This window comes from Wenyingzhuangia sp. IMCC45574, assembly GCF_054182685.1.
The window spans coordinates 2,229,541-2,256,376 of record NZ_CM135169.1 but is presented as its reverse complement, the minus strand read 5'-3'; the positions used below and the strand labels follow the sequence as shown (position 1 = coordinate 2,256,376).

General features: G+C 35.8%; 8 protein-coding genes. 4 read left to right on the top strand and 4 right to left on the bottom strand.

Annotation, left to right across the window (positions count from 1 at the left end; translation table 11 throughout):
- Position 1: 1 nt before the first annotated feature.
- From ACXHHC_RS09635 to ACXHHC_RS09620, 4 genes are all read left to right on the top strand, one after another.
- Positions 2-9,739, top strand: coding sequence for a collagen-binding domain-containing protein (locus ACXHHC_RS09635; protein WP_458226160.1), 9,738 nt, complete (start codon positions 2-4; stop codon positions 9,737-9,739).
- A gap of 281 nt (positions 9,740-10,020) precedes the next feature.
- The gene (locus tag ACXHHC_RS09630; protein ID WP_458226159.1) at positions 10,021-16,212 is read left to right on the top strand and encodes an SdrD B-like domain-containing protein; all 6,192 of its coding nucleotides are present in this window, start codon (positions 10,021-10,023) and stop codon (positions 16,210-16,212) included.
- A 177-nt stretch (positions 16,213-16,389) separates the two neighbouring features.
- Positions 16,390-21,495 carry an SdrD B-like domain-containing protein gene (locus ACXHHC_RS09625; RefSeq protein WP_458226158.1) on the top strand — a complete coding sequence of 1,702 codons (5,106 nt, stop codon included), beginning with the start codon at positions 16,390-16,392 and terminating at the stop codon, positions 21,493-21,495.
- A 207-nt stretch (positions 21,496-21,702) separates the two neighbouring features.
- The gene (locus ACXHHC_RS09620; RefSeq protein ID WP_458226157.1) at positions 21,703-23,676 is read left to right on the top strand and encodes a hypothetical protein; all 1,974 of its coding nucleotides are present in this window, start codon (positions 21,703-21,705) and stop codon (positions 23,674-23,676) included.
- A gap of 63 nt (positions 23,677-23,739) precedes the next feature.
- On the opposite strand, the gene queA is transcribed toward ACXHHC_RS09620, so the two are convergent.
- From queA to ACXHHC_RS09600, 4 genes are all read right to left on the bottom strand, one after another.
- Positions 23,740-24,789 (bottom strand): tRNA preQ1(34) S-adenosylmethionine ribosyltransferase-isomerase QueA, encoded by a 1,050-nt coding sequence (queA, locus tag ACXHHC_RS09615; RefSeq protein ID WP_458226156.1) that lies wholly within the window; start codon positions 24,787-24,789, stop codon positions 23,740-23,742.
- 170 nt (positions 24,790-24,959) lie between these two features.
- Complete coding sequence (locus tag ACXHHC_RS09610; RefSeq protein WP_458226155.1) at positions 24,960-26,192, bottom strand: 3-phosphoshikimate 1-carboxyvinyltransferase; 1,233 nt, start codon at positions 26,190-26,192, stop codon at positions 24,960-24,962.
- 1 nt (position 26,193) lies between these two features.
- Positions 26,194-26,460: a hypothetical protein gene (locus tag ACXHHC_RS09605; protein ID WP_458226154.1), complete on the bottom strand. Its 267-nt coding sequence runs from the start codon at positions 26,458-26,460 to the stop codon at positions 26,194-26,196.
- On the bottom strand, positions 26,460-26,786 hold the full coding sequence (locus ACXHHC_RS09600; protein ID WP_458226153.1) for a nucleotide pyrophosphohydrolase: 327 nt from the start codon (positions 26,784-26,786) through the stop codon (positions 26,460-26,462). The genes ACXHHC_RS09605 and ACXHHC_RS09600 overlap by 1 nt, the downstream gene beginning before the upstream one ends.
- Positions 26,787-26,836 lie beyond the last annotated feature (50 nt).

Here is a 26,836-nt window from a genome sequence, read left to right as displayed (position 1 = left end):
AATGAAATTGCTTTTAAGTTCGTTGTTAGTGCTGGGCCCACTAGTAACAAAAGCACAAGAAAGTCCAACTGCGGCAGCAGAGGGGTTTGATTTGTTTGTAAAAGGAGATGCTCTTTTTACAGGGGGTCACTCTGAGGGTGTTGGGGCTATAGGTGGTAATGCTACCTTTGATTCGAACTACAGTTTTGCACACGATGTGAGTGGAGGTTTTACTGATACAGCGGAGTCTACTCAAGTAGGTTTGTATGTGGATGGTAAGATTATTTTTGGTAATGCGAATGGTGATATCAACATCAATAGCAATACTTTTATAAAGGTTGGAGACGATACTGGTATTACGATACATGATAATATGCCAGGGAATCCATCTCAACAAATCAACACTAGAATTAACGAAGATGTTAATAGTATTGATACCAATCCTAAGATTATTTTAAATGTCAAACAGTCTGAATCTTCTGTAAACAGAAGTGGTTTGATAGATTTTGATGCAGCTTTCGATGAGTTCGAAGCTGTTTCTTTGTGTTTAAGCCAAGAGGCTGCTACTACTTCAATAAATGTTAGTCATGGTACAGGTTATATTACTTTGTCAGATGGTGTGAATATTGTTAATACTACTGGTACGGTATTAAATAGTTTAAATGCATTGCAGTTTAGTGGAGACACTCCTTCTGCTAGTAAATATCTAATTGTTAACGTAGATGCAGCTGGTTCTTTCAGTACACAGATGTTCAATTTTAATGGAATTGGAGATTCTCATGGGCGTTATATTTTGTTTAATTTCTACAATACAACAGATTTAGAGTTTAATAGTTCTGCTAGAACTGTTAAAGGAACTGTTTTTGCTCCAAAAGCTCACTTTGCAAAAAACTCATCTAGTAATATTGATGGTCAGGTAGTTGTAAAGTCATTTGAAATGAGTGGTGGAGAATTACATCATCATCCATTTGATAATGATATTACTTGTAATGATGATAATGTAGGTGGTGATTGTACTTATGAGAATACAACAGATTATAACTTAAATTATAATGGAGAAACTACAGGAGAGATAAGTTTAGGTGGGGTTGCAACTTCTGTGAAAATAACTATCAAAAGTTATAAAGATTCTAAGGATGAAGGACGACTACTTCTTAAAAAAGAAGGTTCTGTAATTCAGACATTAGAAATGGATGATGTTAACGAGCAAGATAATTCAGAACATACGGTTACGGTAACTAACAATGCCGGGTTTGATACGATTGAAATTATCTCAGACTTAAATAAGGAATTTAAGATACTGAATATTGAATCTACTTCTGTTACTTGTGATAACGATGCAGATGATGACGGTGTTGAGGATGATGTTGATAACTGTGTTAATACTAAGAATGCAGATCAGGCGGATGCTGATAATGATGATATAGGTGATGTTTGTGATAACGATGCAGATAACGATGGGGTTACTGATGATGTTGATAATTGTGTGAATACAACAAATGCAGACCAAGCGGATGCTGATAATGATAATATAGGCGATGTTTGTGATAATGATTCTGACAATGATGGGATCACTGATGATGTTGATAATTGTGTGAATACAGCTAATCCAGGTCAAGCAGATGCTGATAATGATAATATAGGTGACAATTGTGATGATGATGATGATAATGACGGTATTCTTGATTGTGTAGAACGTTATCCTAATGGAGCTACTGTAGGTTCTATTTTTAATTTAGTAGGTCATGCAAGTGCTATTAGTGATTCAGAAGTTCAATTAACTCCAGATTTAAAAAGTCAAGGAGGTGCAGCAGCAGCTACAGGTTTGATTGATTTCACTAAGGATTTTGATATGTCTTTTGAGGCTTATTTAGGTACTGAAGATGGAGGTGCTGATGGTATTGCAATTACTTTCCATAACGATCCTGCAGCTGAAAATGCACTCGGTTCTTATGGTGAGGGTCTTGGGGCTTTAGGTATCAAAGATGGTATTATGTTGGAGCTTGATACTTGGAAGAATGGTGCTGAAGACATAGATGCAGATCATGGTTCTATAAGAGATACTGACAATGGAACTGTTGTTTCATCGGCAATAGCATTAAGTAACTTAGAAGATGGTCAATGGCACCAAGTAATGGCTTGTTGGAAAGCTTCTACTCAAACATTAACTTTTTCAGTTGATGGAGTTACTGCTGGAACATATGTAGGAGATGTTGTTAATAACTTCTTTGGTGGAGAGAGTAAAGTTCATTTAACTTATACAGCTTCTACAGGAGGAGCTAAGAATGATCAAAGAATTCGTTTTTCAGATTTGTGTAATTTCCCATTAGGAGAGGATACAGATAATGACGGTACCTTAGATCATGAGGATACAGATAGTGATGACGATGGTGTAAATGATGATACTGATAATTGTAGAGTAATCGTAAATGCGGATCAAGCGGATAATGATAATGACGGAATTGGAGATGTTTGTGATGATGATGACGATAATGACGGTGTTACTGATGATGTTGATAACTGTGTGTATACAAAGAACGCAGATCAGGCAGACGTAGATAATGATGGAATAGGTGATGTTTGTGATACTGAGTTAACATGTGAAATTGCACCTGTTTGGGCATATGGAACAGTATACAATTCAGGAGATTATGTAGTGCATTTAGATGTGTTGTATAAAGCAACAGCTTCAACTACAAACCAAGAACCTGTAGAAACTCCAGCTAAATGGACAAATTTAGGAGCATGTCAAGATGAAGTTCCTAATGATGATGATACAGATCCTTCAGATAATACTGATATTACAGAAAATGAATACTGTGTAGCTCAGTATGAAGGAAGTAATGGTGAGAGTAACCATGCAATGTGGTTAAGTAGTTATAATGGTTCAAGAGCAAGGTTCTATTTCGAAAATAACGCAGGAGAATTAAAGAGATATTCTGATGGTACTGCAACGTTAAGAGGTACTTTAATCAATATTAACGATTCAAATGATAAGTGGTCTATTGAGTATAACTTAAAAGATGCTAAAAATTGGAATGCGTGGAAAGCTTTAGGAAGATCATATAAAGATGAGCGTAGAAAAGCGGGGGATAATTACCAAGATTGGGCTTACTATATTTTAGATGATGCAACAAGTAAGTTAGTTGGTTTAGGAAGTAATGCTGGGCAAGAAAAACCAGTAAGACATAAACCAGCAAGTTACTATTATGGATTCCAAATTGGTCAAGCTGCGAATAGTAAGAATACAAACTATGGAGTTTCAGGATGGTTTGAATATCAAAATGAAAATAATCAATGGGTTCAAGGAGATATCAATTTAGACTTAGCAAATTGTGTAGATCTATGTTCTATAGTTGCTGAGAATAACACAAGCGATGCAGATATCACTGAAGATGAAACTAAGACATTGTCAGGAAGTCCAGCAGGAGGAACTTGGTCAATTGTATCAGGAGGAGGAAGTATTGATGGTAACACTTATACACCAGCTGATGTAAATACTGACACTGAGGTAGTTATCAGATATACAATTGCAGCAGACGGAGATTGTGCAGCCACATCAGACGATGTAACATTCACAGTAACACCAGTTTGTGATGTAGTTGCTGAGAATAACACAAGCGATGCAGATATCACGGAAGATGAAACTAAGACATTGTCAGGAAGTCCAGCAGGAGGAACTTGGTCAATTGTATCAGGAGGAGGAAGCATTGATGGTAACACTTATACACCAGCTGATGTAAATACTGACACTGAGGTAGTTATCAGATATACAATTGCAGCAGACGGAGATTGTGCAGCCACATCAGACGATGTAACATTCACAGTAACACCAGTTTGTGATGTGTTCGCTGAGAATAACACAAGCGATGCAGATATCACGGAAGATGAAACTAAGACATTGTCAGGAAGTCCAGCAGGAGGAACTTGGTCAATCGTATCAGGAGGAGGAAGCATTGATGGTAACACTTATACACCAGCTGATGTAAATACTGACACTGAGGTAGTTATCAGATATACAATTGCAGCAGACGGAGATTGTGCAGCCACATCAGACGATGTAACATTCACAGTAACACCAGTTTGTGATGTAGTTGCTGAGAATAACACAAGCGATGCAGATATCACGGAAGATGAAACTAAGACATTGTCAGGAAGTCCAGCAGGAGGAACTTGGTCAATCGTATCAGGAGGAGGAAGCATTGATGGTAACACTTATACACCAGCTGATGTAAATACTGACACTGAGGTAGTTATCAGATATACAATTGCAGCAGACGGAGATTGTGCAGCCACATCAGACGATGTAACATTCACAGTAACACCAGTTTGTGATGTAGTTGCTGAGAATAACACAAGCGATGCAGATATCACGGAAGATGAAACTAAGACATTGTCAGGAAGTCCAGCAGGAGGAACTTGGTCAATCGTATCAGGAGGAGGAAGCATTGATGGTAACACTTATACACCAGCTGATGTAAATACTGACACTGAGGTAGTTATCAGATATACAATTGCAGCAGACGGAGATTGTGCAGCCACATCAGACGATGTAACATTCACAGTAACACCAGTTTGTGATGTAGTTGCTGAGAATAACACAAGCGATGCAGATATCACGGAAGATGAAACTAAGACATTGTCAGGAAGTCCAGCAGGAGGAACTTGGTCAATTGTATCAGGAGGAGGAAGCATTGATGGTAACACTTATACACCAGCTGATGTAAATACTGACACTGAGGTAGTTATCAGATATACAATTGCAGCAGACGGAGATTGTGCAGCCACATCAGACGATGTAACATTCACAGTAACACCAGTTTGTGATGTAGTTGCTGAGAATAACACAAGCGATGCAGATATCACGGAAGATGAAACTAAGACATTGTCAGGAAGTCCAGCAGGAGGAACTTGGTCAATTGTATCAGGAGGAGGAAGCATTGATGGTAACACTTATACACCAGCTGATGTAAATACTGACACTGAGGTAGTTATCAGATATACAATTGCAGCAGACGGAGATTGTGCAGCCACATCAGACGATGTAACATTCACAGTAACACCAGTTTGTGATGTGTTCGCTGAGAATAACACAAGCGATGCAGATATCACGGAAGATGAAACTAAGACATTGTCAGGAAGTCCAGCAGGAGGAACTTGGTCAATTGTATCAGGAGGAGGAAGCATTGATGGTAACACTTATACACCAGCTGATGTAAATACTGACACTGAGGTAGTTATCAGATATACAATTGCAGCAGACGGAGATTGTGCAGCCACATCAGACGATGTAACATTCACAGTAACACCAGTTTGTGATGTAGTTGCTGAGAATAACACAAGCGATGCAGATATCACGGAAGATGAAACTAAGACATTGTCAGGAAGTCCAGCAGGAGGAACTTGGTCAATTGTATCAGGAGGAGGAAGCATTGATGGTAACACTTATACACCAGCTGATGTAAATACTGACACTGAGGTAGTTATCAGATATACAATTGCAGCAGACGGAGATTGTGCAGCCACATCAGACGATGTAACATTCACAGTAACACCAGTTTGTGATGTGTTCGCTGAGAATAACACAAGCGATGCAGATATCACGGAAGATGAAACTAAGACATTGTCAGGAAGTCCAGCAGGAGGAACTTGGTCAATCGTATCAGGAGGAGGAAGCATTGATGGTAACACTTATACACCAGCTGATGTAAATACTGACACTGAGGTAGTTATCAGATATACAATTGCAGCAGACGGAGATTGTGCAGCCACATCAGACGATGTAACATTCACAGTAACACCAGTTTGTGATGTAGTTGCTGAGAATAACACAAGCGATGCAGATATCACGGAAGATGAAACTAAGACATTGTCAGGAAGTCCAGCAGGAGGAACTTGGTCAATTGTATCAGGAGGAGGAAGCATTGATGGTAACACTTATACACCAGCTGATGTAAATACTGACACTGAGGTAGTTATCAGATATACAATTGCAGCAGATGGAGATTGTGCAGCCACATCAGACGATGTAACATTCACAGTAACACCAGTTTGTGATGTGTTCGCTGAGAATAACACAAGCGATGCAGATATCACGGAAGATGAAACTAAGACATTGTCAGGAAGTCCAGCAGGAGGAACTTGGTCAATCGTATCAGGAGGAGGAAGCATTGATGGTAACACTTATACACCAGCTGATGTAAATACTGACACTGAGGTAGTTATCAGATATACAATTGCAGCAGACGGAGATTGTGCAGCCACATCAGACGATGTAACATTCACAGTAACACCAGTTTGTGATGTAGTTGCTGAGAATAACACAAGCGATGCAGATATCACGGAAGATGAAACGAAGACATTGTCAGGAAGTCCAGTAGGAGGAACTTGGTCAATTGTATCAGGAGGAGGAAGCATTGATGGTAACACTTATACACCAGCTGATGTAAATACTGACACTGAGGTAGTTATCAGATATACAATTGCAGCAGACGGAGATTGTGCAGCCACATCAGACGATGTAACATTCACAGTAACACCAGTTTGTGATGTGTTCGCTGAGAATAACACAAGCGATGCAGATATCACGGAAGATGAAACTAAGACATTGTCAGGAAGTCCAGCAGGAGGAACTTGGTCAATCGTATCAGGAGGAGGAAGCATTGATGGTAACACTTATACACCAGCTGATGTAAATACTGACACTGAGGTAGTTATCAGATATACAATTGCAGCAGACGGAGATTGTGCAGCCACATCAGACGATGTAACATTCACAGTAACACCAGTTTGTGATGTAGTTGCTGAGAATAACACAAGCGATGCAGATATCACGGAAGATGAAACGAAGACATTGTCAGGAAGTCCAGTAGGAGGAACTTGGTCAATTGTATCAGGAGGAGGAAGCATTGATGGTAACACTTATACACCAGCTGATGTAAATACTGACACTGAGGTAGTTATCAGATACACAATTGCAGCAGACGGAGATTGTGCAGCCACATCAGACGATGTAACGTTCACAGTAACACCAGTTTGTGATGTGTTCGCTGAGAATAACACAAGCGATGCAGATATCACGGAAGATGAAACTAAGACATTGTCAGGAAGTCCAGCAGGAGGAACTTGGTCAATCGTATCAGGAGGAGGAAGCATTGATGGTAACACTTATACACCAGCTGATGTAAATACTGACACTGAGGTAGTTATCAGATATACAATTGCAGCAGACGGAGATTGTGCAGCCACATCAGACGATGTAACGTTCACAGTAACACCAGTTTGTGATGTGATTGCTGAGAATAACACAAGCGATGCAGATATCACGGAAGATGAAACTAAGACATTGTCAGGAAGTCTAGCAGGAGGAACTTGGTCAATCGTATCAGGAGGAGGAAGCATTGATGGTAACACTTATACACCAGCTGATGTAAATACTGACACTGAGGTAGTTATCAGATATACAATTGCAGCAGACGGAGATTGTGCAGCCACATCAGACGATGTAACGTTCACAGTAACACCAGTTTGTGATGTGATTGCTGAGAATAACACAAGCGATGCAGATATCACGGAAGATGAAACTAAGACATTGTCAGGAAGTCCAGCAGGAGGAACTTGGTCAATTGTATCAGGAGGAGGAAGCATTGATGGTAACACTTATACACCAGCTGATGTAAATACTGACACTGAGGTAGTTATCAGATATACAATTGCAGCAGACGGAGATTGTGCAGCCACATCAGACGATGTAACATTCACAGTAACACCAGTTTGTGATGTAGTTGCTGAGAATAACACAAGCGATGCAGATATCACGGAAGATGAAACGAAGACATTGTCAGGAAGTCCAGCAGGAGGAACTTGGTCAATTGTATCAGGAAGAGGAAGCATTGATGGAACAACTTATACACCAGCGGATGTAAATACTGATACAGAGGTGGTTATCAGATATACAATTGCAGCAGACGGAGATTGTGCAGCCACATCAGACGATGTAACGTTCATCGTAAGAACAACGCTAGCAAGTGATCCTGACTGTTTATTGGATGATTACTGTAAAGTAACCACTTTCGAAGCTTACTTAGTTAAACTAGGGTTGGATTTAGATAATGAAATCAATGGAGTTATAATTCCAGCTCCTGGAGTTTCTTCAATGAAACATTTAGATATCAAGGGTAAGAACTTAAGGGACTTAAATGGTATTGAATACTTTACAGCTTTAGAAACTTTAATCGCTGATGACAATGAGTTGACAGTTATCGATTTAAAGCAAAACGTAAATTTAAAGCACTTAAGCTTAAAGTATAATGATTTAATAGGAATCAACGTAAGAGATAATATTCTATTAGAAGAGTTACACTTAGAAGGAAACAAATTAACAGAGATAGATGTTTCAAATGCGTTAATCATGAAGCATTTAGGGCTACGTTATAACAATATCAAGATTTTAGATGTAAGACCATTAACAGAGTTAAAATCATTAGAGGCTAGTTATAACAAGATTGAGCAGTTATTATTAGGTAGTAACTGTAACTTGGAATACTTAAATGCAGCATTCAACAATCTAGAGGTAGTTGATTTAGATGGAATTAAGTGTATTAAAACGTTATTATTAAATGATAACAATTTATCAGGAATATTAAATTTAACAGATCATACACAAATAGAGACAGTTAACTTATGTAACAACAACTTGGATAACTATCCTCCAGGAAGCTGTGATACAGTTCAACCAGCACCGGTTTGTTTTGCAACTTTAGAGGAGTACATGGTAGATCAAGGATTGGATTTAGATGGAGTTGCAGATGGAAACATTACACCGGCAGCTAATGTAGCTACGATGACTTACTTAAATATCACTGGATTATGTATCCAAGATATGAGTGGAATAGAGTTGTTTACTTCGTTAGAAGAATTACATATGGCAGGAAACTTAGTTACTACAGTTGATTTATCAAGTAATACATTATTACGAGTATTAGATGTATCAGGAAATCAATTGACTAGTTTAGATGTGTCTAACCAAGTAATTTTAGAAGAGTTGTATGCAGGAGGTAACTTAATTACTACAATTGATTTATCAAGCAACACGTTATTAAAGACGTTAAGTTTAAAAGGAAACAAGTTAACAAGCTTAGACCTTACACCAAACGAAGCATTAGTTTATGTAGAAGTTCAAGGAAATGAGTTAGAAGACTTAATTTTAGGATATAAGATGTCATTAACACACTTATATGCAGGAACAAATAAGTTGACTAGCTTAGATATAAGATCAGCGTTAAACTTATCAGTATTAAGCTTAGAGTATAATGATTTAGAAGGAACGTTAGACTTAGATAAGAATTCATGTATTGTTAAGTTGAATTTAAGAAACAACGAATCATTAGAGCAGGTGTTATTCAAGAATGGATTTAACAACAGAGTTGCTAATGATAACTTTAACATTGTAAATACACCAAGTTTAACATGTGTAAAGGTTGATGCTGTAACATACAGTACTTTAAACTGGACGAATTATGTAGAAGATGCAAGTGTGTTTACAAGTGCAGATGATTGTTCATCACCAGTTGCACCAGTTGTTATTGAAGAGTTGGATGTAGTAGGAGGAAGTATTGTAGTTCCAGCCGACGTAATAGCGATTAAGATCTTTAAACAATCAGGACGAGTTGTAGCGAATGCGAATTTACAAGGAGTTTACTTTGTAATGACAACAGATGTTGATGGAGTTGTAAGAGTACAGAAGATATTTGTTGAGTAAATCAACTTAAAAATATTTCAGATAAAAGGGGTGAGACTATACAGTCTCACCCCTTTTTTTGTTTTTTATTAAATTTCACTTCTTTTTTTTAATATTTCATATTATTTAGGGTGTGTATATGTGGTTTTTGTATTTATAAGTTGTTTTTGTTAAGGCTTTGATTATAGGGGACTTGTGTAGAGGTGTTTACGCTTTTTTTATAACATTTGTTTAGGGGCTAAATGTACGTTCTGATTTAACTTTGTGCGCTCAGATATTACTTAGATTAAAACCGTTTTACTATGACGAAAATTACGAAACTACTTTTTATTTTGCTGTTGAGTGTGGGCTCTCTTGGGGCAAATGCACAGACACTCTATGATGTGGTGCTAGGTACAGATAATGTATCGATTACAGAAGTGCAAATTGAATTTAATGGAAATACAATCACTCAAACAAGTGGTGGTTTAGATCCTGCTCCTGTAGCAAAACAAACTTCATTACCTGTTTTAATGAATTATGTTAAAATTAATGATGGAGGAACTATAAAGACTTTAAATTTTTTAAACGCAAAAGGTGCATTACTAGCTAGTAATAACTTTACCAATTCAACAACCGGAGTAGGTGTTTACGACGAAGGTGTTGAAACATTGATTTCTGATGGAGTTGCCGGTTGGGAAGATGCTATGCAAGATATGGTAACTAATCGTAATGCATTGAGTTACATGTTTTATGACGGTTCATCAAATACTCCAGCAGGAGATGATTTTGATATCTATTGGTCAAAGGCTTTAACTAACAATGATTATTTAGTAGTTAGTGAGAGAGATGGTAATACTTTTTTTAGAATCGTTCCTTTGGATATTAACGGAAATCCAATTGCTTCAGCAAGAGAATTAAGGTTTGGTAAAGTAAATGGTGTAGCTTCTCCAAATGGGAATAAGAAATACGATTGGAACATTGGGTATGGTTCAGCGGGAAGATTTGCTGATCAACCACAACACTTTTCAGTAGTAGATGTTGATTTGTTCAATACGAGTCAACCTATTTATGGTTTTAGAATTGATAACAATGGAGATGCAGATGTGAAATTCTACGGTATTTCTGACGATACTTTTGAAAACAACCCTACGAACCCATTAGTTCCAGGTATTGAAGGTAACGTGTTTAATGATACTGATGAGTTAACAGATAGTACAGTAGATGGAACAGGTATTTCTACTCCAAGTGCGACACAATTGTATGTTAGTTTATTAGATGATAATGGTGTAATTGTTGATACAATGCCTGTAAATGCTGATGGATCATATTCGTTCTTAGATGATATTGAACCAAATTCAGATTATACAGTAGTTCTACATACAAATCCAAGTGGAAGTACTACGCCTAATTTGCCTGCAACATGGGTAAATACAGGAGAAAATCAAGGTACTGCAGCAGGGAATGATGGAAATGTAGATGGTATATTGGCAGTTTCAGTTGGAACAGTAACCGAAACAGAAGTTAATTTTGGTATTGTTAATAAACCAGGATCAATAGGAGACACAGTTTGGTATGATGCAGATGGAAACGGAGCACAGAATGGAGTTGAAGTAGGATTAGAAGGAGCTACGGTAACTTTAGATCCAGGAACACCAGGAGATAGTTCAGATGATGTAAGTGTTTTAACAGATTCAGATGGAGAGTACTTGTTTAGTAACTTACCAGCAGGAGACTACACAGTTTCAGTTGATGTAAGTACTGTAACAGGAGGTTTACCAGTTGGAGTAACAGTTGGAGAGTTATCTCAAACATACGATAACGATGGAACAGGAAGTGCTAATACAAGTGATGTAACTTTAGGAGCAGGAGAGAACAACTTAGACCAAGACTTTGGATACGAAGGATTAGGATCGATAGGAGATACAGTTTGGTATGATGCAGATGGAAACGGAGCACAGAATGGAGTTGAAGGAGGATTAGAAGGAGCTACGGTAACTTTAGATCCAGGAACACCAGGAGATAGTTCAGATGATGTAAGTGTTTTAACAGATTCAGATGGAGAGTACTTGTTTAGTAACTTACCAGCAGGAGACTACACGGTTTCAGTTGATGTAAGTACCGTAACAGGAGGTTTACCAGTTGGAGTAACAGTTGGAGAGTTATCTCAAACATACGATAACGATGGAACAGGAAGTGCTAATACAAGTGATGTAACTTTAGCAATAGGAGAGGATAACTTAGACCAAGACTTCGGATACCAAGGATTAGGATCGATAGGAGATACAGTTTGGTATGATGCAGATGGAAATGGAGCACAGAATGGAGTTGAAGGAGGATTAGAAGGAGCTACGGTAACTTTAGACCCAGGAACACCAGGAGATAGTTCAGATGATGTAAGTGTTTTAACAGATTCAGATGGAGAGTACTTGTTTAGTAACTTACCAGCAGGAGACTACACAGTTTCAGTTGATGTAAGTACCGTAACAGGAGGTTTACCAGTTGGAGTAACAGTTGGAGAGTTATCTCAAACATACGATAACGATGGAACAGGAAGTGCTAATACAAGTGATGTCACTTTAGGAGCAGGAGAAGATAACTTAGACCAAGACTTCGGATACCAAGGATTAGGATCGATAGGAGATACAGTTTGGTATGATGCAGATGGAAATGGAGCACAGAATGGAGTTGAAGTAGGATTAGAAGGAGCTACGGTAACTTTAGACCCAGGAACACCAGGAGATAGTTCAGATGATGTAAGTGTTTTAACAGATTCAGATGGAGAGTACTTGTTTAGTAACTTACCAGCAGGAGACTACATAGTTTCAGTTGATGTAAGTACCGTAACAGGAGGTTTACCAGTTGGAGTAACAGTTGGAGAGTTATCTCAAACATACGATAACGATGGAACAGGAAGTGCTAATACAAGTGATGTAACTTTAGGAGCAGGAGAGAACAACTTAGACCAAGACTTTGGATACGAAGGATTAGGATCGATAGGAGACACAGTTTGGTATGATGCAGATGGAAACGGAGCACAGAATGGAGTTGAAGTAGGATTAGAAGGAGCTACGGTAACTTTAGACCCAGGAACACCAGGAGATAGTTCAGATGATGTAAGTGTTTTAACAGATTCAGATGGAGAGTACTTGTTTAGTAACTTACCAGCAGGAGACTACACGGTTTCAGTTGATGTAAGTACTGTAACAGGAGGTTTACCACTTGGAGTAACAGTTGGAGAGTTATCTCAAACATACGATAACGATGGAACAGGAAGTGCTAATACAAGTGATGTAACTTTAGCAATAGGAGAAGATAACTTAGACCAAGACTTTGGATACCAAGGATTAGGATCGATAGGAGATACAGTTTGGTATGATGCAGATGGAAACGGAGCACAGAATGGAGTTGAAGTAGGATTAGAAGGAGCTACGGTAACTTTAGATCCAGGAACACCAGGAGATAGTTCAGATGATGTAAGTGTTTTAACAGATTCAGATGGAGAGTACTTGTTTAGTAACTTACCAGCAGGAGACTACACAGTTTCAGTTGATGTAAGTACCGTAACAGGAGGTTTACCAGTTGGAGTAACAGTTGGAGAGTTATCTCAAACATACGATAACGATGGAACAGGAAGTGCTAATACAAGTGATGTAACTTTAGGAGCAGGAGAGAACAACTTAGACCAAGACTTTGGATACGAAGGATTAGGATCAATAGGAGATACAGTTTGGTACGATGCAGATGGAAATGGAGCACAGAATGGAGTTGAAGGAGGATTAGAAGGAGCTACGGTAACTTTAGATCCAGGAACACCAGGAGATAGTTCAGATGATGTAAGTGTTTTAACAGATTCAGATGGAGAGTACTTGTTTAGTAACTTACCAGCAGGAGACTACACAGTTTCAGTTGATGTAAGTACTGTAACAGGAGGTTTACCAGTTGGAGTAACAGTTGGAGAGTTATCTCAAACATACGATAACGATGGAACAGGAAGTGCTAATACAAGTGATGTCACTTTAGCAATAGGAGAAGATAACTTAGACCAAGACTTTGGATACGAAGGAGTAGGGTCAATAGGAGATACAGTTTGGTACGATGCAGATGGAAACGGAGCACAGAATGGAGTTGAAGTAGGATTAGAAGGAGCTACGGTAACTTTAGACCCAGGAACACCAGGAGATAGTTCAGATGATGTAAGTGTTTTAACAGATTCAGATGGAGAGTACTTGTTTAGTAACTTACCAGCAGGAGACTACACAGTTTCAGTTGATGTAAGTACCGTAACAGGAGGTTTACCAGTTGGAGTAACAGTTGGAGAGTTATCTCAAACATACGATAACGATGGAACAGGAAGTGCTAATACAAGTGATGTAACTTTAGAAGCAGGAGAGGAAAATGATGCGCAAGACTTTGGATACGAAGGATTAGGATCAATAGGAGATACAGTATGGTATGATTTTGATGGTAATGGAGTTCAAAGTGGAGGAGCAGAAGTAGGATTAGAAGGAGCTACGGTAACTTTAGATCCAGGAACACCAGGAGATAGTTCAGATGACGTAAGTGTTTTAACAGATTCAGATGGAGAGTACTTGTTTAGTAACTTACCAGCAGGAGACTACACAGTTTCAGTTGATGTAAGTACCGTAACAGGAGGTTTACCAACAGGTATTACAACTGATGAGTTAAGTTTAACTTTCGACTCAGATGGTATTGATACTCCAAATACAAGTGATGTAACTTTAGCAATTGGTGAAGATAATACAGCACAAGATTTTGGATATGTTTCACCTGAGTGTTTAACAGATGATTGTAAAGTAACCACTTTTGAAGCTTATTTAGTTAATAAAGGTTGGGACTTAGATGGAGTTATCAATGGAGTTATTGATCCAGCACCAGAAGTTGCTACAATCAAACATTTAGATATCAAGGGTAAGAACTTAAGGGACTTAAATGGTATTGAATACTTTACAGCTTTAGAAACTTTAATCGCAGATGACAATGAGTTGACAGTTATCGATTTAAAGCAAAATGTAAACTTAAAGCACTTAAGCTTAAAGTATAATGATTTAATAGGAATCAACGTAAGAGATAATATTTTATTAGAAGAGTTACATTTAGAAGGAAACAAATTAACAGAGATAGATGTATCGAATGCCTTAATATTAAAACATTTAGGATTACGTTACAATGAGATTGAGCATTTAGATGTAAGACCATTAACCTTGTTAGAGTCATTAGAAACTAGCTATAATAAGTTAGAAGAGTTATTATTAGGAAACAACTGTAACTTAGCTTACTTAAATGCAGGATACAATGACATAGATGTAGTTGACTTAGATGGAATTAAGTGTGTTGTTACTTTATTATTGAATGATAACAATTTATCAGGAATATTAGATTTAACAGATCATACACAAATAGAGACAGTTAACTTATGTAACAACAACTTGGATAACTATCCTCCAGGAAGCTGTGATACAGTTCAACCAGCACCGGTTTGTTTTGCAACTTTAGAGGAGTACATGGTAGATCAAGGATTGGATTTAGATGGAGTTGCAGATGGAAACATTACACCGGCAGCTAATGTAGCTACGATGACTTACTTAAATATCACTGGATTATGTATCCAAGATATGAGTGGAATAGAGTTGTTTACTTCGTTAGAAGAATTACATATGGCAGGAAACTTAGTTACTACAGTTGATTTATCAAGTAATACATTGTTACGAGTATTAGATGTATCAGGAAATCAATTGACTGGTTTAGATGTGTCTAACCAAGTAATTTTAGAAGAATTGTATGCAGGAGGTAACTTAATTACTACAATTGATTTATCAAGCAACACGTTATTAAAGACGTTAAGTTTAAAAGGAAACAAGTTAACAAGCTTAGACCTTACACCAAACGAAGCATTAGTTTATGTAGAAGTTCAAGGAAATGAGTTAGAAGACTTAATTTTAGGATATAAGATGTCATTAACACACTTATATGCAGGAACAAATAAGTTGACTAGCTTAGATATAAGATCAGCGTTAAACTTATCAGTATTAAGCTTAGAGTACAATGATTTAGAAGGAACGTTAGACTTAGATAATAATAAGTGTATTGTTAAGTTGAACTTAAGTGTGAATCCATCATTAGAACAAGTATTATTCAAGAATGGATTTAACAACAGAGTTGCTAATGATAACTTTAACATTGTAAATACACCAAGTTTAACATGTGTAAAGGTTGATGCTGTAACATACAGTACTTTAAACTGGACGAATTATGTAGAAGATGCAAGTGTGTTTACAAGTGCAGATGATTGTTCATCACCAGTTGCACCAGTTGTTATTGAAGAGTTGGATGTAGTAGGAGGAAGTATTGTAGTTCCAGCCGACGTAATAGCGATTAAGATCTTTAAACAATCAGGACGAGTTGTAGCGAATGCGAATTTACAAGGAGTTTACTTTGTAATGACAACAGATGTTGATGGAGTTGTAAGAGTACAGAAGATATTTGTTGAGTAAATCAATTTAAAAATATTTCAGATAAAAGGGGTGAGACTATACAGTCTCACCCCTTTTTTTGATAACATCTGTTTTGTTTTGTTAAACATTGGTTTATAAAAGTGTGTATAAAACAGTTTTAACTGTGTTAAAACGCAGTTTTTTAGTAACTTATGATTTCAATTTAAAGTTAAAACTATGATTAAAACTACTAAAATGCTTTTTGTATTACTAATGATGGGTACATTGGTAACAAAAGCACAAACACTTTACAACGTTGTTCTGGGTACGGATAATGTACCTATTACCGAAGTTCAGATAGAACATAATGGAAGTACAATTACACAAACTAGTGGAGGTATCGCACCAACGATTTTGGCAAATCAAACAACACTTCCTGTTTTAGTAAATTATATTAAAATTAATGATGGAGGTACTGTTAAAACTCTTGACTTTTTTAATTCAAATGGAGCTTTTTTAGGTGGGAATAATTTCACAAATTCAACAACCGGGGTTGGTGTTTATGATGAAGGCGTTGAGACATTGATTTCTGATGGGGTAGCAGCTTGGGAAGAAGCTATTCAAGATGTTGTAACGAATCGTAATGCATTGAGTTACATGTTTTATGATGGTTCATCAAACACCCCAACAGGAGATGATTTTGATATCTACTGGTCAAAAGCTTTAACCAATGATGATTACTTAGTAGTTAGTGAAAGGAATGGAAATACTTTTTTTAGAATTGTTCCTTTAGATATTAATGGAGATCCAATTACTACGGCAAGAGAGTTAAGGTTTGGTCATCAAATAGGTACTGCTTCACCAAATGGAAATAAAAAGTACGATTGGAACATTGGTTATGGGTCAGCTGGGAGATGGGATACTCAACCTCAGTATTTTTCAGTAGTAGATGTTGATTTGTTCAATACGAGTCAGCCTATTTATGGTTTTAGAATTGATAACAATGGAGATGCAGATGTTAAGTTTTATGGTATATCGGATGATACATTTTCAAACAATCCATCTAATCCATTGATAAGTGTGAAAGGAAATGTTTTTAATGATACAGATGAGTTAACTGATAGTACAGTAGATGGAACAGGGATATCTACAGCTAGTGGAACTCAATTATATGCTAGTTTAGTAGATGGTTCTAATACAATTACGGAAACTTCATTAGTTTTTAATGACGGTTCCTACTCGTTTTTAGATGGAGTAGATATAAATACGAATTACACTGTAGTTCTACATACAAATCCAAGTGGAAGTACTACACCTAATTTGCCTGCAACATGGTTTAATACTGGGGAGAATCAAGGTACATCTGCAGGTAATGATGGGAGCGTAGATGGTATACTAGCTGTGTCAGTTGGAACAGGTACCGAAACAGAGGTTAATTTTGGTATTGTTAATAAACCAGGATCAATAGGAGATACAGTTTGGTACGATGCAGATGGAAACGGAGCACAGAATGGAGTTGAAGGAGGATTAGAAGGAGCTACGGTAACTTTAGATCCAGGAACACCAGGAGATAGTTCAGATGATGTAAGTGTTTTAACAGATTCAGATGGAGAGTACTTGTTTAGTAACTTACCAGCAGGAGACTACACAGTTTCAGTTGATGTAAGTACCGTAACAGGAGGTTTACCAGTTGGAGTAACAGTTGGAGAGTTATCTCAAACATACGATAATGATGGAACAGGAAGTGCTAATACAAGTGATGTAACTTTAGGAGCAGGAGAGAACAACTTAGACCAAGACTTTGGATACGAAGGATTAGGATCAATAGGAGATACAGTTTGGTATGATGCAGATGGAAATGGAGCACAGAATGGAGTTGAAGTAGGATTAGAAGGAGCTACGGTAACTTTAGATCCAGGAACACCAGGAGATAGTTCAGATGATGTAAGTGTTTTAACAGATTCAGATGGAGAGTACTTGTTTAGTAACTTACCAGCAGGAGACTACACAGTTTCAGTTGATGTAAGTACTGTAACAGGAGGTTTACCACTTGGAGTAACAGTTGGAGAGTTATCTCAAACATACGATAACGATGGAACAGGAAGTGCTAATACAAGTGATGTAACTTTAGCAATAGGAGAAGATAACTTAGACCAAGACTTTGGATACCAAGGATTAGGATCGATAGGAGATACAGTTTGGTATGATGCAGATGGAAACGGAGCACAGAATGGAGTTGAAGTAGGATTAGAAGGAGCTACGGTAACTTTAGATCCAGGAACACCAGGAGATAGTTCAGATGATGTAAGTGTTTTAACAGATTCAGATGGAGAGTACTTGTTTAGTAACTTACCAGCAGGAGACTACACAGTTTCAGTTGATGTAAGTACCGTAACAGGAGGTTTACCAGTTGGAGTAACAGTTGGAGAGTTATCTCAAACATACGATAACGATGGAACAGGAAGTGCTAATACAAGTGATGTAACTTTAGGAGCAGGAGAGAACAACTTAGACCAAGACTTTGGATACGAAGGATTAGGATCAATAGGAGATACAGTTTGGTACGATGCAGATGGAAATGGAGCACAGAATGGAGTTGAAGGAGGATTAGAAGGAGCTACGGTAACTTTAGATCCAGGAACACCAGGAGATAGTTCAGATGATGTAAGTGTTTTAACAGATTCAGATGGAGAGTACTTGTTTAGTAACTTACCAGCAGGAGACTACACAGTTTCAGTTGATGTAAGTACTGTAACAGGAGGTTTACCAGTTGGAGTAACAGTTGGAGAGTTATCTCAAACATACGATAACGATGGAACAGGAAGTGCTAATACAAGTGATGTCACTTTAGCAATAGGAGAAGATAACTTAGACCAAGACTTTGGATACGAAGGAGTAGGGTCAATAGGAGATACAGTTTGGTACGATGCAGATGGAAACGGAGCACAGAATGGAGTTGAAGTAGGATTAGAAGGAGCTACGGTAACTTTAGACCCAGGAACACCAGGAGATAGTTCAGATGATGTAAGTGTTTTAACAGATTCAGATGGAGAGTACTTGTTTAGTAACTTACCAGCAGGAGACTACACAGTTTCAGTTGATGTAAGTACCGTAACAGGAGGTTTACCAGTTGGAGTAACAGTTGGAGAGTTATCTCAAACATACGATAACGATGGAACAGGAAGTGCTAATACAAGTGATGTAACTTTAGAAGCAGGAGAGGAAAATGATGCGCAAGACTTTGGATACGAAGGATTAGGATCAATAGGAGATACAGTATGGTATGATTTTGATGGTAATGGAGTTCAAAGTGGAGGAGCAGAAGTAGGATTAGAAGGAGCTACGGTAACTTTAGATCCAGGAACACCAGGAGATAGTTCAGATGACGTAAGTGTTTTAACAGATTCAGATGGAGAGTACTTGTTTAGTAACTTACCAGCAGGAGACTACACAGTTTCAGTTGATGTAAGTACCGTAACAGGAGGTTTACCAACAGGTATTACAACTGATGAGTTAAGTTTAACTTTCGACTCAGATGGTATTGATACTCCAAATACAAGTGATGTAACTTTAGCAATTGGTGAAGATAATACAGCACAAGATTTTGGATATGTTTCACCTGAGTGTTTAACAGATGATTGTAAAGTAACCACTTTTGAAGCTTATTTAGTTAATAAAGGTTGGGACTTAGATGGAGTTATCAATGGAGTTATTGATCCAGCACCAGAAGTTGCTACAATCAAACATTTAGATATCAAGGGTAAGAACTTAAGGGACTTAAATGGTATTGAATACTTTACAGCTTTAGAAACTTTAATCGCAGATGACAATGAGTTGACAGTTATCGATTTAAAGCAAAATGTAAACTTAAAGCACTTAAGCTTAAAGTATAATGATTTAATAGGAATCAACGTAAGAGATAATATTTTATTAGAAGAGTTACATTTAGAAGGAAACAAATTAACAGAGATAGATGTATCGAATGCCTTAATATTAAAACATTTAGGATTACGTTACAATGAGATTGAGCATTTAGATGTAAGACCATTAACCTTGTTAGAGTCATTAGAAACTAGCTATAATAAGTTAGAAGAGTTATTATTAGGAAACAACTGTAACTTAGCTTACTTAAATGCAGGATACAATGACATAGATGTAGTTGACTTAGATGGAATTAAGTGTGTTGTTACTTTATTATTGAATGATAACAATTTATCAGGAATATTAGATTTAACAGATCATACACAAATAGAGACAGTTAACTTATGTAACAACAACTTGGATAACTATCCTCCAGGAAGCTGTGATACAGTTCAACCAGCACCGGTTTGTTTTGCAACTTTAGAGGAGTACATGGTAGATCAAGGATTGGATTTAGATGGAGTTGCAGATGGAAACATTACACCGGCAGCTAATGTAGCTACGATGACTTACTTAAATATCACTGGATTATGTATCCAAGATATGAGTGGAATAGAGTTGTTTACTTCGTTAGAAGAATTACATATGGCAGGAAACTTAGTTACTACAGTTGATTTATCAAGTAATACATTGTTACGAGTATTAGATGTATCAGGAAATCAATTGACTGGTTTAGATGTGTCTAACCAGGTGATTTTAGAAGAATTGTATGCAGGAGGTAACTTAATTACTACAATTGATTTATCAAGCAACACGTTATTAAAGACGTTAAGTTTAAAAGGAAACAAGTTAACAAGCTTAGACCTTACACCAAACGAAGCATTAGTTTATGTAGAAGTTCAAGGAAATGAGTTAGAAGACTTAATTTTAGGATATAAGATGTCATTAACACACTTATATGCAGGAACAAATAAGTTGACTAGCTTAGATATAAGATCAGCGTTAAACTTATCAGTATTAAGCTTAGAGTATAATGATTTAGAAGGAACGTTAGACTTAGATAATAATAAGTGTATTGTTAAGTTGAACTTAAGTGTGAATCCATCATTAGAACAAGTATTATTCAAGAATGGATTTAACAACAGAGTTGCTAATGATAACTTTAACATTGTAAATACACCAAGTTTAACATGTGTAAAGGTTGATGCTGTAACATACAGTACTTTAAACTGGACGAATTATGTAGAAGATGCAAGTGTGTTTACAAGTGCAGATGATTGTTCATCACCAGTTGCACCAGTTGTTATTGAAGAGTTGGATGTAGTAGGAGGAAGTATTGTAGTTCCAGCCGACGTAATAGCGATTAAGATCTTTAAACAATCAGGACGAGTTGTAGCGAATGCGAATTTACAAGGAGTTTACTTTGTAATGACAACAGATGTTGATGGAGTTGTAAGAGTACAGAAGATATTTGTTGAGTAAATCAATTTAAAAATATTTCAGATAAAAGGGGTGAGACTATACAGTCTCACCCCTTTTTCTTTTAAGAAAGATCTTATGTTTCTGTTAAGTGGTTGTTTTATAGTTGATTATTTACTAACTTTAGATGTAAAATTGCTAACATACCATTCTTCCAATATTTAAAATTGCTAGAATGGCAGGCTTGAGTATATCCCTAAAGTTCTTGCTATGAAAAATAATGCCCTAACAATATTAAGATATCTTATCTTTTTATTTGCCCTAAATAGTTATAGTTTAGAAAATAATATCACAAATAGTTTGTCTTTTGATATTGTTGATTCTGATGGAGATGGTATTGCAGATGATATTGATAATTGTCCAAATAAATTTAATCCAAATCAACTAGATGTAGATAATGACGGTATTGGTGATGTATGTGATGATTTGAATGATGTAACAGGGAAGTGTTTCAATTTGTCGTGTAACGGAACATATGATGTAACTTTTGAGAGGTACTTAGTTTATTATAATTATGACTTAGATAAAGTAGTGAATGGAGAAATAACGCCTTCTAAGGAGTTAAAATTTATTCGTGAGCTAGATGTGTCAAATTTAGATTTAATCGATTTAAACGGTATTGAATACTTTACTGATTTAAGATATTTGGTGGCGAACAATAATAAATTGAAAAATGATTTAGATTTTTCAAAAAATCAATTATTATTTCATTTAAGTTTAAATGGAAACGAAATATCGGATATAAATTTACTTCCAAATTTTAATTTAAGTGAGCTGTATCTAGCTCAAAACAAAATTCATCAAATTGATCTAAAAAATAACACCAAACTAAAAAAGTTGGGTTTAAAGTATAATGAAATTAAAGCATTAGATCTTTCAGACTTACAAATGCTAGAGTTACTAGAGGTACAAGAGAATGGTGTTTTAGAAAGTTTGATTTTGGGTAATAAGCCTTATTTAACACATTTGTTTGCCCAGTTTAATATTTTAGAGTCAATAGATCTTTCTAAATCTCTAGCTTTATTAGAATTACACTTGCAGGACAATGAGTTGTATGGAACGCTAGATCTAAGCCTTCATAACAATTTAAAGGTGATTAAATTATGTAATAACAAGTTAGAAAATTACCCTATTGGTAGTTGTTCCATTATTAATCCAACTAAAGATGAGTTTAGCAGCTTTGAGGCTTATTTGGTCTCTAAGGGCTTAGATGTTGATGGTGTAGTTAATTCTATAATTGTACCAAGTTCTAGGGTTGAAACCATTAAAAGATTAAGATTGTCAAATATTGGTTTAACAGACTTAAATGGAATTGAATATTTTGTTTCCTTAGAGGAGTTAGATGCGAATAATAATGAGATTAAGACAGTGGATTTATCTAAAAACTCTTTGTTGCAAGTTTTAAATCTTGGAACTAATCAATTAACAAAATTAGAAATAGATGAGTTAAGCTTGTTAACGAATTTGGATGTAAGTAAGAATAAGATTAACAATCTAAACTTAGATAATAATATTCTCCTAGAAAGAGTAAGCTTATTTGATAATGAGCTAACTTCTTTAGATTTATCAAATAATAGGAACTTAAAAGTTTTAGATCTTAAAATTAATAAGATACAAGGGCTTAGAATGGGAGAAAAACCTTTTTTATCTGTATTAGACGTAAGTTATAATGAGTTACTTAGTATTGATTTAGAAACATCTTTAAATCTTGTGAAATTGAATTTAGAAAGTAATTCGTTAGGAGGGGAGTTAGATTTATCTAAACACAAAGGAATTACTAAGTTGAATTTAAGGAGTAATCTTTTGGAGAAAATCCAAATAAAGAATTATATGAATTTAAGACTAGCTACAAGTAATTTTAATGTTTTAAATAACGCTAGTTTAAACTGTATTGTTGTAGATGATATATTTTTTAGTGTTCTTAATTGGAAATATGTAGATAGTGCAGATGTGTTTACCGTATTTGAAGATTGTTCAAAATTAACTGATGATAAAATTTTAAGCCCTTATAACGGTCTTGAAATTAAGAATAAAAAAATTGTTATGCCGTTAGATGTAATTGATTTAAAAGTATACAATACATCTGGTTTAGTCGTGTCTAACGAAAATTTAGAAGGTGCATATTATGTAGCCTTAATAGATGTATACGGTGAGATAGCTTATAATAAAATATTGGTGGAATAGTTTGTTTTAGTTTTATGTTTAAACAAGAAAAGGGCTGGAAAAATTTCCAACCCTTTTTTTGTTTTATAAGATTAACATAGCATCACCATAGGTGCTAAATTTATAACCTTCTTTTATTGCTTCTTTGTAGGCTTTCATTAAGAAATCATATCCAGCAAATGCAGCTACCTGCATCATTAAGGTAGATTTAGATGGGTGGAAGTTTGTAATCATAGAATTTGCGATGCTAAATTCATATGGTGGAAAGATAAATTTGTTAGTCCAACCGTCATATGGATTTAATCTTCCATTTGAAGATACAGTAGATTCAATAGCACGCATAACAGTAGTACCAACAGCACATACTCTTTTCTTACTGTCTAATGCGTTGTTAACAGATGTACATGTATCCTGGTTAACGAACATTTGCTCTGAATCCATTTTATGTTTAGATAAATCTTCTACTTCAACAGGATTAAAAGTACCTAAACCAATATGTAATGTTAATTCTGCAAAATCAATTCCTTTTATTTCTAAACGTTTCATTAAATGTTTAGAAAAGTGCAATCCTGCAGTTGGAGCTGCAACAGCACCTTCTTCTTTCGCATAGATTGTTTGGTATCTTTCTTCATCTTCTGGTTCAACTTCTCTACCAATATGTTTTGGTATTGGAGTTTCTCCTAAATCAACTAATTTTTGTCTAAATTCTTCATAAGAACCATCGTATAAAAAACGAAGTGTACGACCTCTAGAAGTTGTGTTGTCAATTACTTCAGCTACTAATGAATCGTCTTCTCCAAAGAATAATTTATTTCCAATACGAATTTTTCTAGCAGGATCTACTAAAACATCCCATAAACGATTTTCAGCGTTTAATTCTCGTAGTAAGAAAACTTCAATTCTAGCACCTGTTTTTTCCTTGTTTCCATACATTCTAGCAGGGAAAACTTTGGTGTTGTTTAGAATCATCAAATCACCGTCATCAAAATAATTGATTAGATCTTTGAATTGTTTATGTTCTATAGTTTGTTCTTTTCTGTTAAGAACCATTAAGCGAGATTCGTCTCTATATTCAGCTGGATGCTGAGCTATCAATTCCTCTGGTAAATCAAAGTGAAAAGCAGATAACTTCATGTATATGATAATTTTATATAAGAGTGCAAATATACAATCTGAAAATAGGCGTTGTCAAGTATATAGCAATTTATTTTTAAAATTACCAGTTTTTTTATTTTTGATCGTGATGTTTATTAACAAAAAATGCAGGAAAAAATCCTGCATTTGGTATTGTAAATTAATAGTGTTTAATTTTGAAAAGTTTCATAATCTTCCCAAAAGCTAGGGTAAGATTTAGAAACAACACCAGCATCGTCTATATTAATGTTTGTTTTTAATAACAATGGAGCAAAGGCCATAGCCATTCTATGGTCGTTATATGTTGCAATATGAATATCTGAGTTGATTTCCTCTTTAAAAGCTTTTACTGTAAGCGTTTCGTCTGTGTACTCAATGTTTGCACCTAGTTTAGACAATTCGTTGTATAAAGCAATAATTCTATCAGTCTCTTTAATTTTTAGTGTATGCAAACCAGTCATATGACACTCAATACCAAGACCAAAAGCAGTAACAGCTATTGTTTGAGCAATATCTGGAGCTTTTACTAAATCGAATTCTACTTTTTCTGGAAGTGTAAAATTTTCTATTTTTTCTAACAATAATGTATGTTCGTTAAAAGTAGTTTTTACACCAAACTCTTTATAGATTTCTTGTAAAACAGAGTCTCCTTGTAAACTGTTTTGTTTGTAAGATGAGATCTCTAATTTTCCGTTATTTGTTAGAGCTACAAAACTGTATGCGTAGGAAGCGGAACTCCAGTCAGATTCAACTGTAAACTCAGTATTGTTAATTTCTTTCGTTGGAGTTACGGTAATAAACTGCCCTTCAAATTTAGTAGTAACACCTAAATCATTTAGTAAACTTAAAGTCATTTGAATGTAAGGAATAGAGGTTATTTTTCCTTCAAATTCAATAGTTAGTCCGTTGGGAAGTGTAGGTGCAATTAATAATAAAGAAGAAATATATTGGCTACTTACACTACCATCAATTGTAACCTTATTGTCGGTTAAAGTTGTACCTGTAATTTTTAAAGGTGGAAACCCATCGTTCTTTACATATTCAATTTTTGCTCCCAAAGAACGTAATGCATCTACTAAGATTTTTATTGGACGTTCTTGCATTCTTGGAGAACCTGTTAGAATAATTTCGGAGTTTGGTTTTACAGAAAAATAACTGGTTAAAAAACGCATGGTTGTACCAGCGTGTCCAATATTAATTTCAGACTCGGATGAGTTTAATGCGTTTAACATTAGGTTTGTGTCATCAGAGTTAGAAAGGTTGTGTATTTCTATGCTTGGATACAAAGCTTGTAAGATTAACAATCTATTGCTTTCGCTTTTAGAACCCGTAATTTGAAATGAATCGTTTACCTCTCCACTATATTTTTTTAAGAACTTAGTTCCTATGTCTTTATGTGCCATTTTATAATGTGTTTTTAGCTTTGCTTTTGGTTAAAAAAGCCATTACAAAACCATATCCTATAATAATGCAAATTCTGATTGCTATAAAAAGAAGCCAGCTACCGTCTTTAAAACTTTCAGGGATTGCGTTTAGATTTCCGTTTTTAAATAATTCTGCTGCAGTAAAAAGAATTGGTAAAATAAAAGCCAATGGAATCATAAAGCGTATTGCGAGTTTCCATATAGGTGTTTCTGCTACCGATTTTTTTTGAGGTTTAGATGCGGCCATTATTTTAATTTTTTGTTGTTGTGATGACGGTCGTGATCTCTTTTGGTTTTTAAGTCCATTTTAGCATCGAAAGAAGCTTGTAGGTCTATACCTGTTTGATTGGCCAAACACAAAAGAACAAACAAGACATCGGATAATTCTTCTCCTAAATCTTTGTTTTTATCGCTTTCTTTTTCCGATTGTTCACCGTATCTACGAGCAATAATTCGTGCTACTTCTCCAACTTCTTCTGTTAATTGAGCCATGTTTGTTAGTTCGTTAAAGTAACGAACCCCGTGCTCTTTTATCCAATTGTCTACCTCTAGTTGTGCGTTTTTAATGTCCATTTAAATTTGGTTTTAAAACGGTTCAAAGATAACTAAGTAAAAGTTTTTTA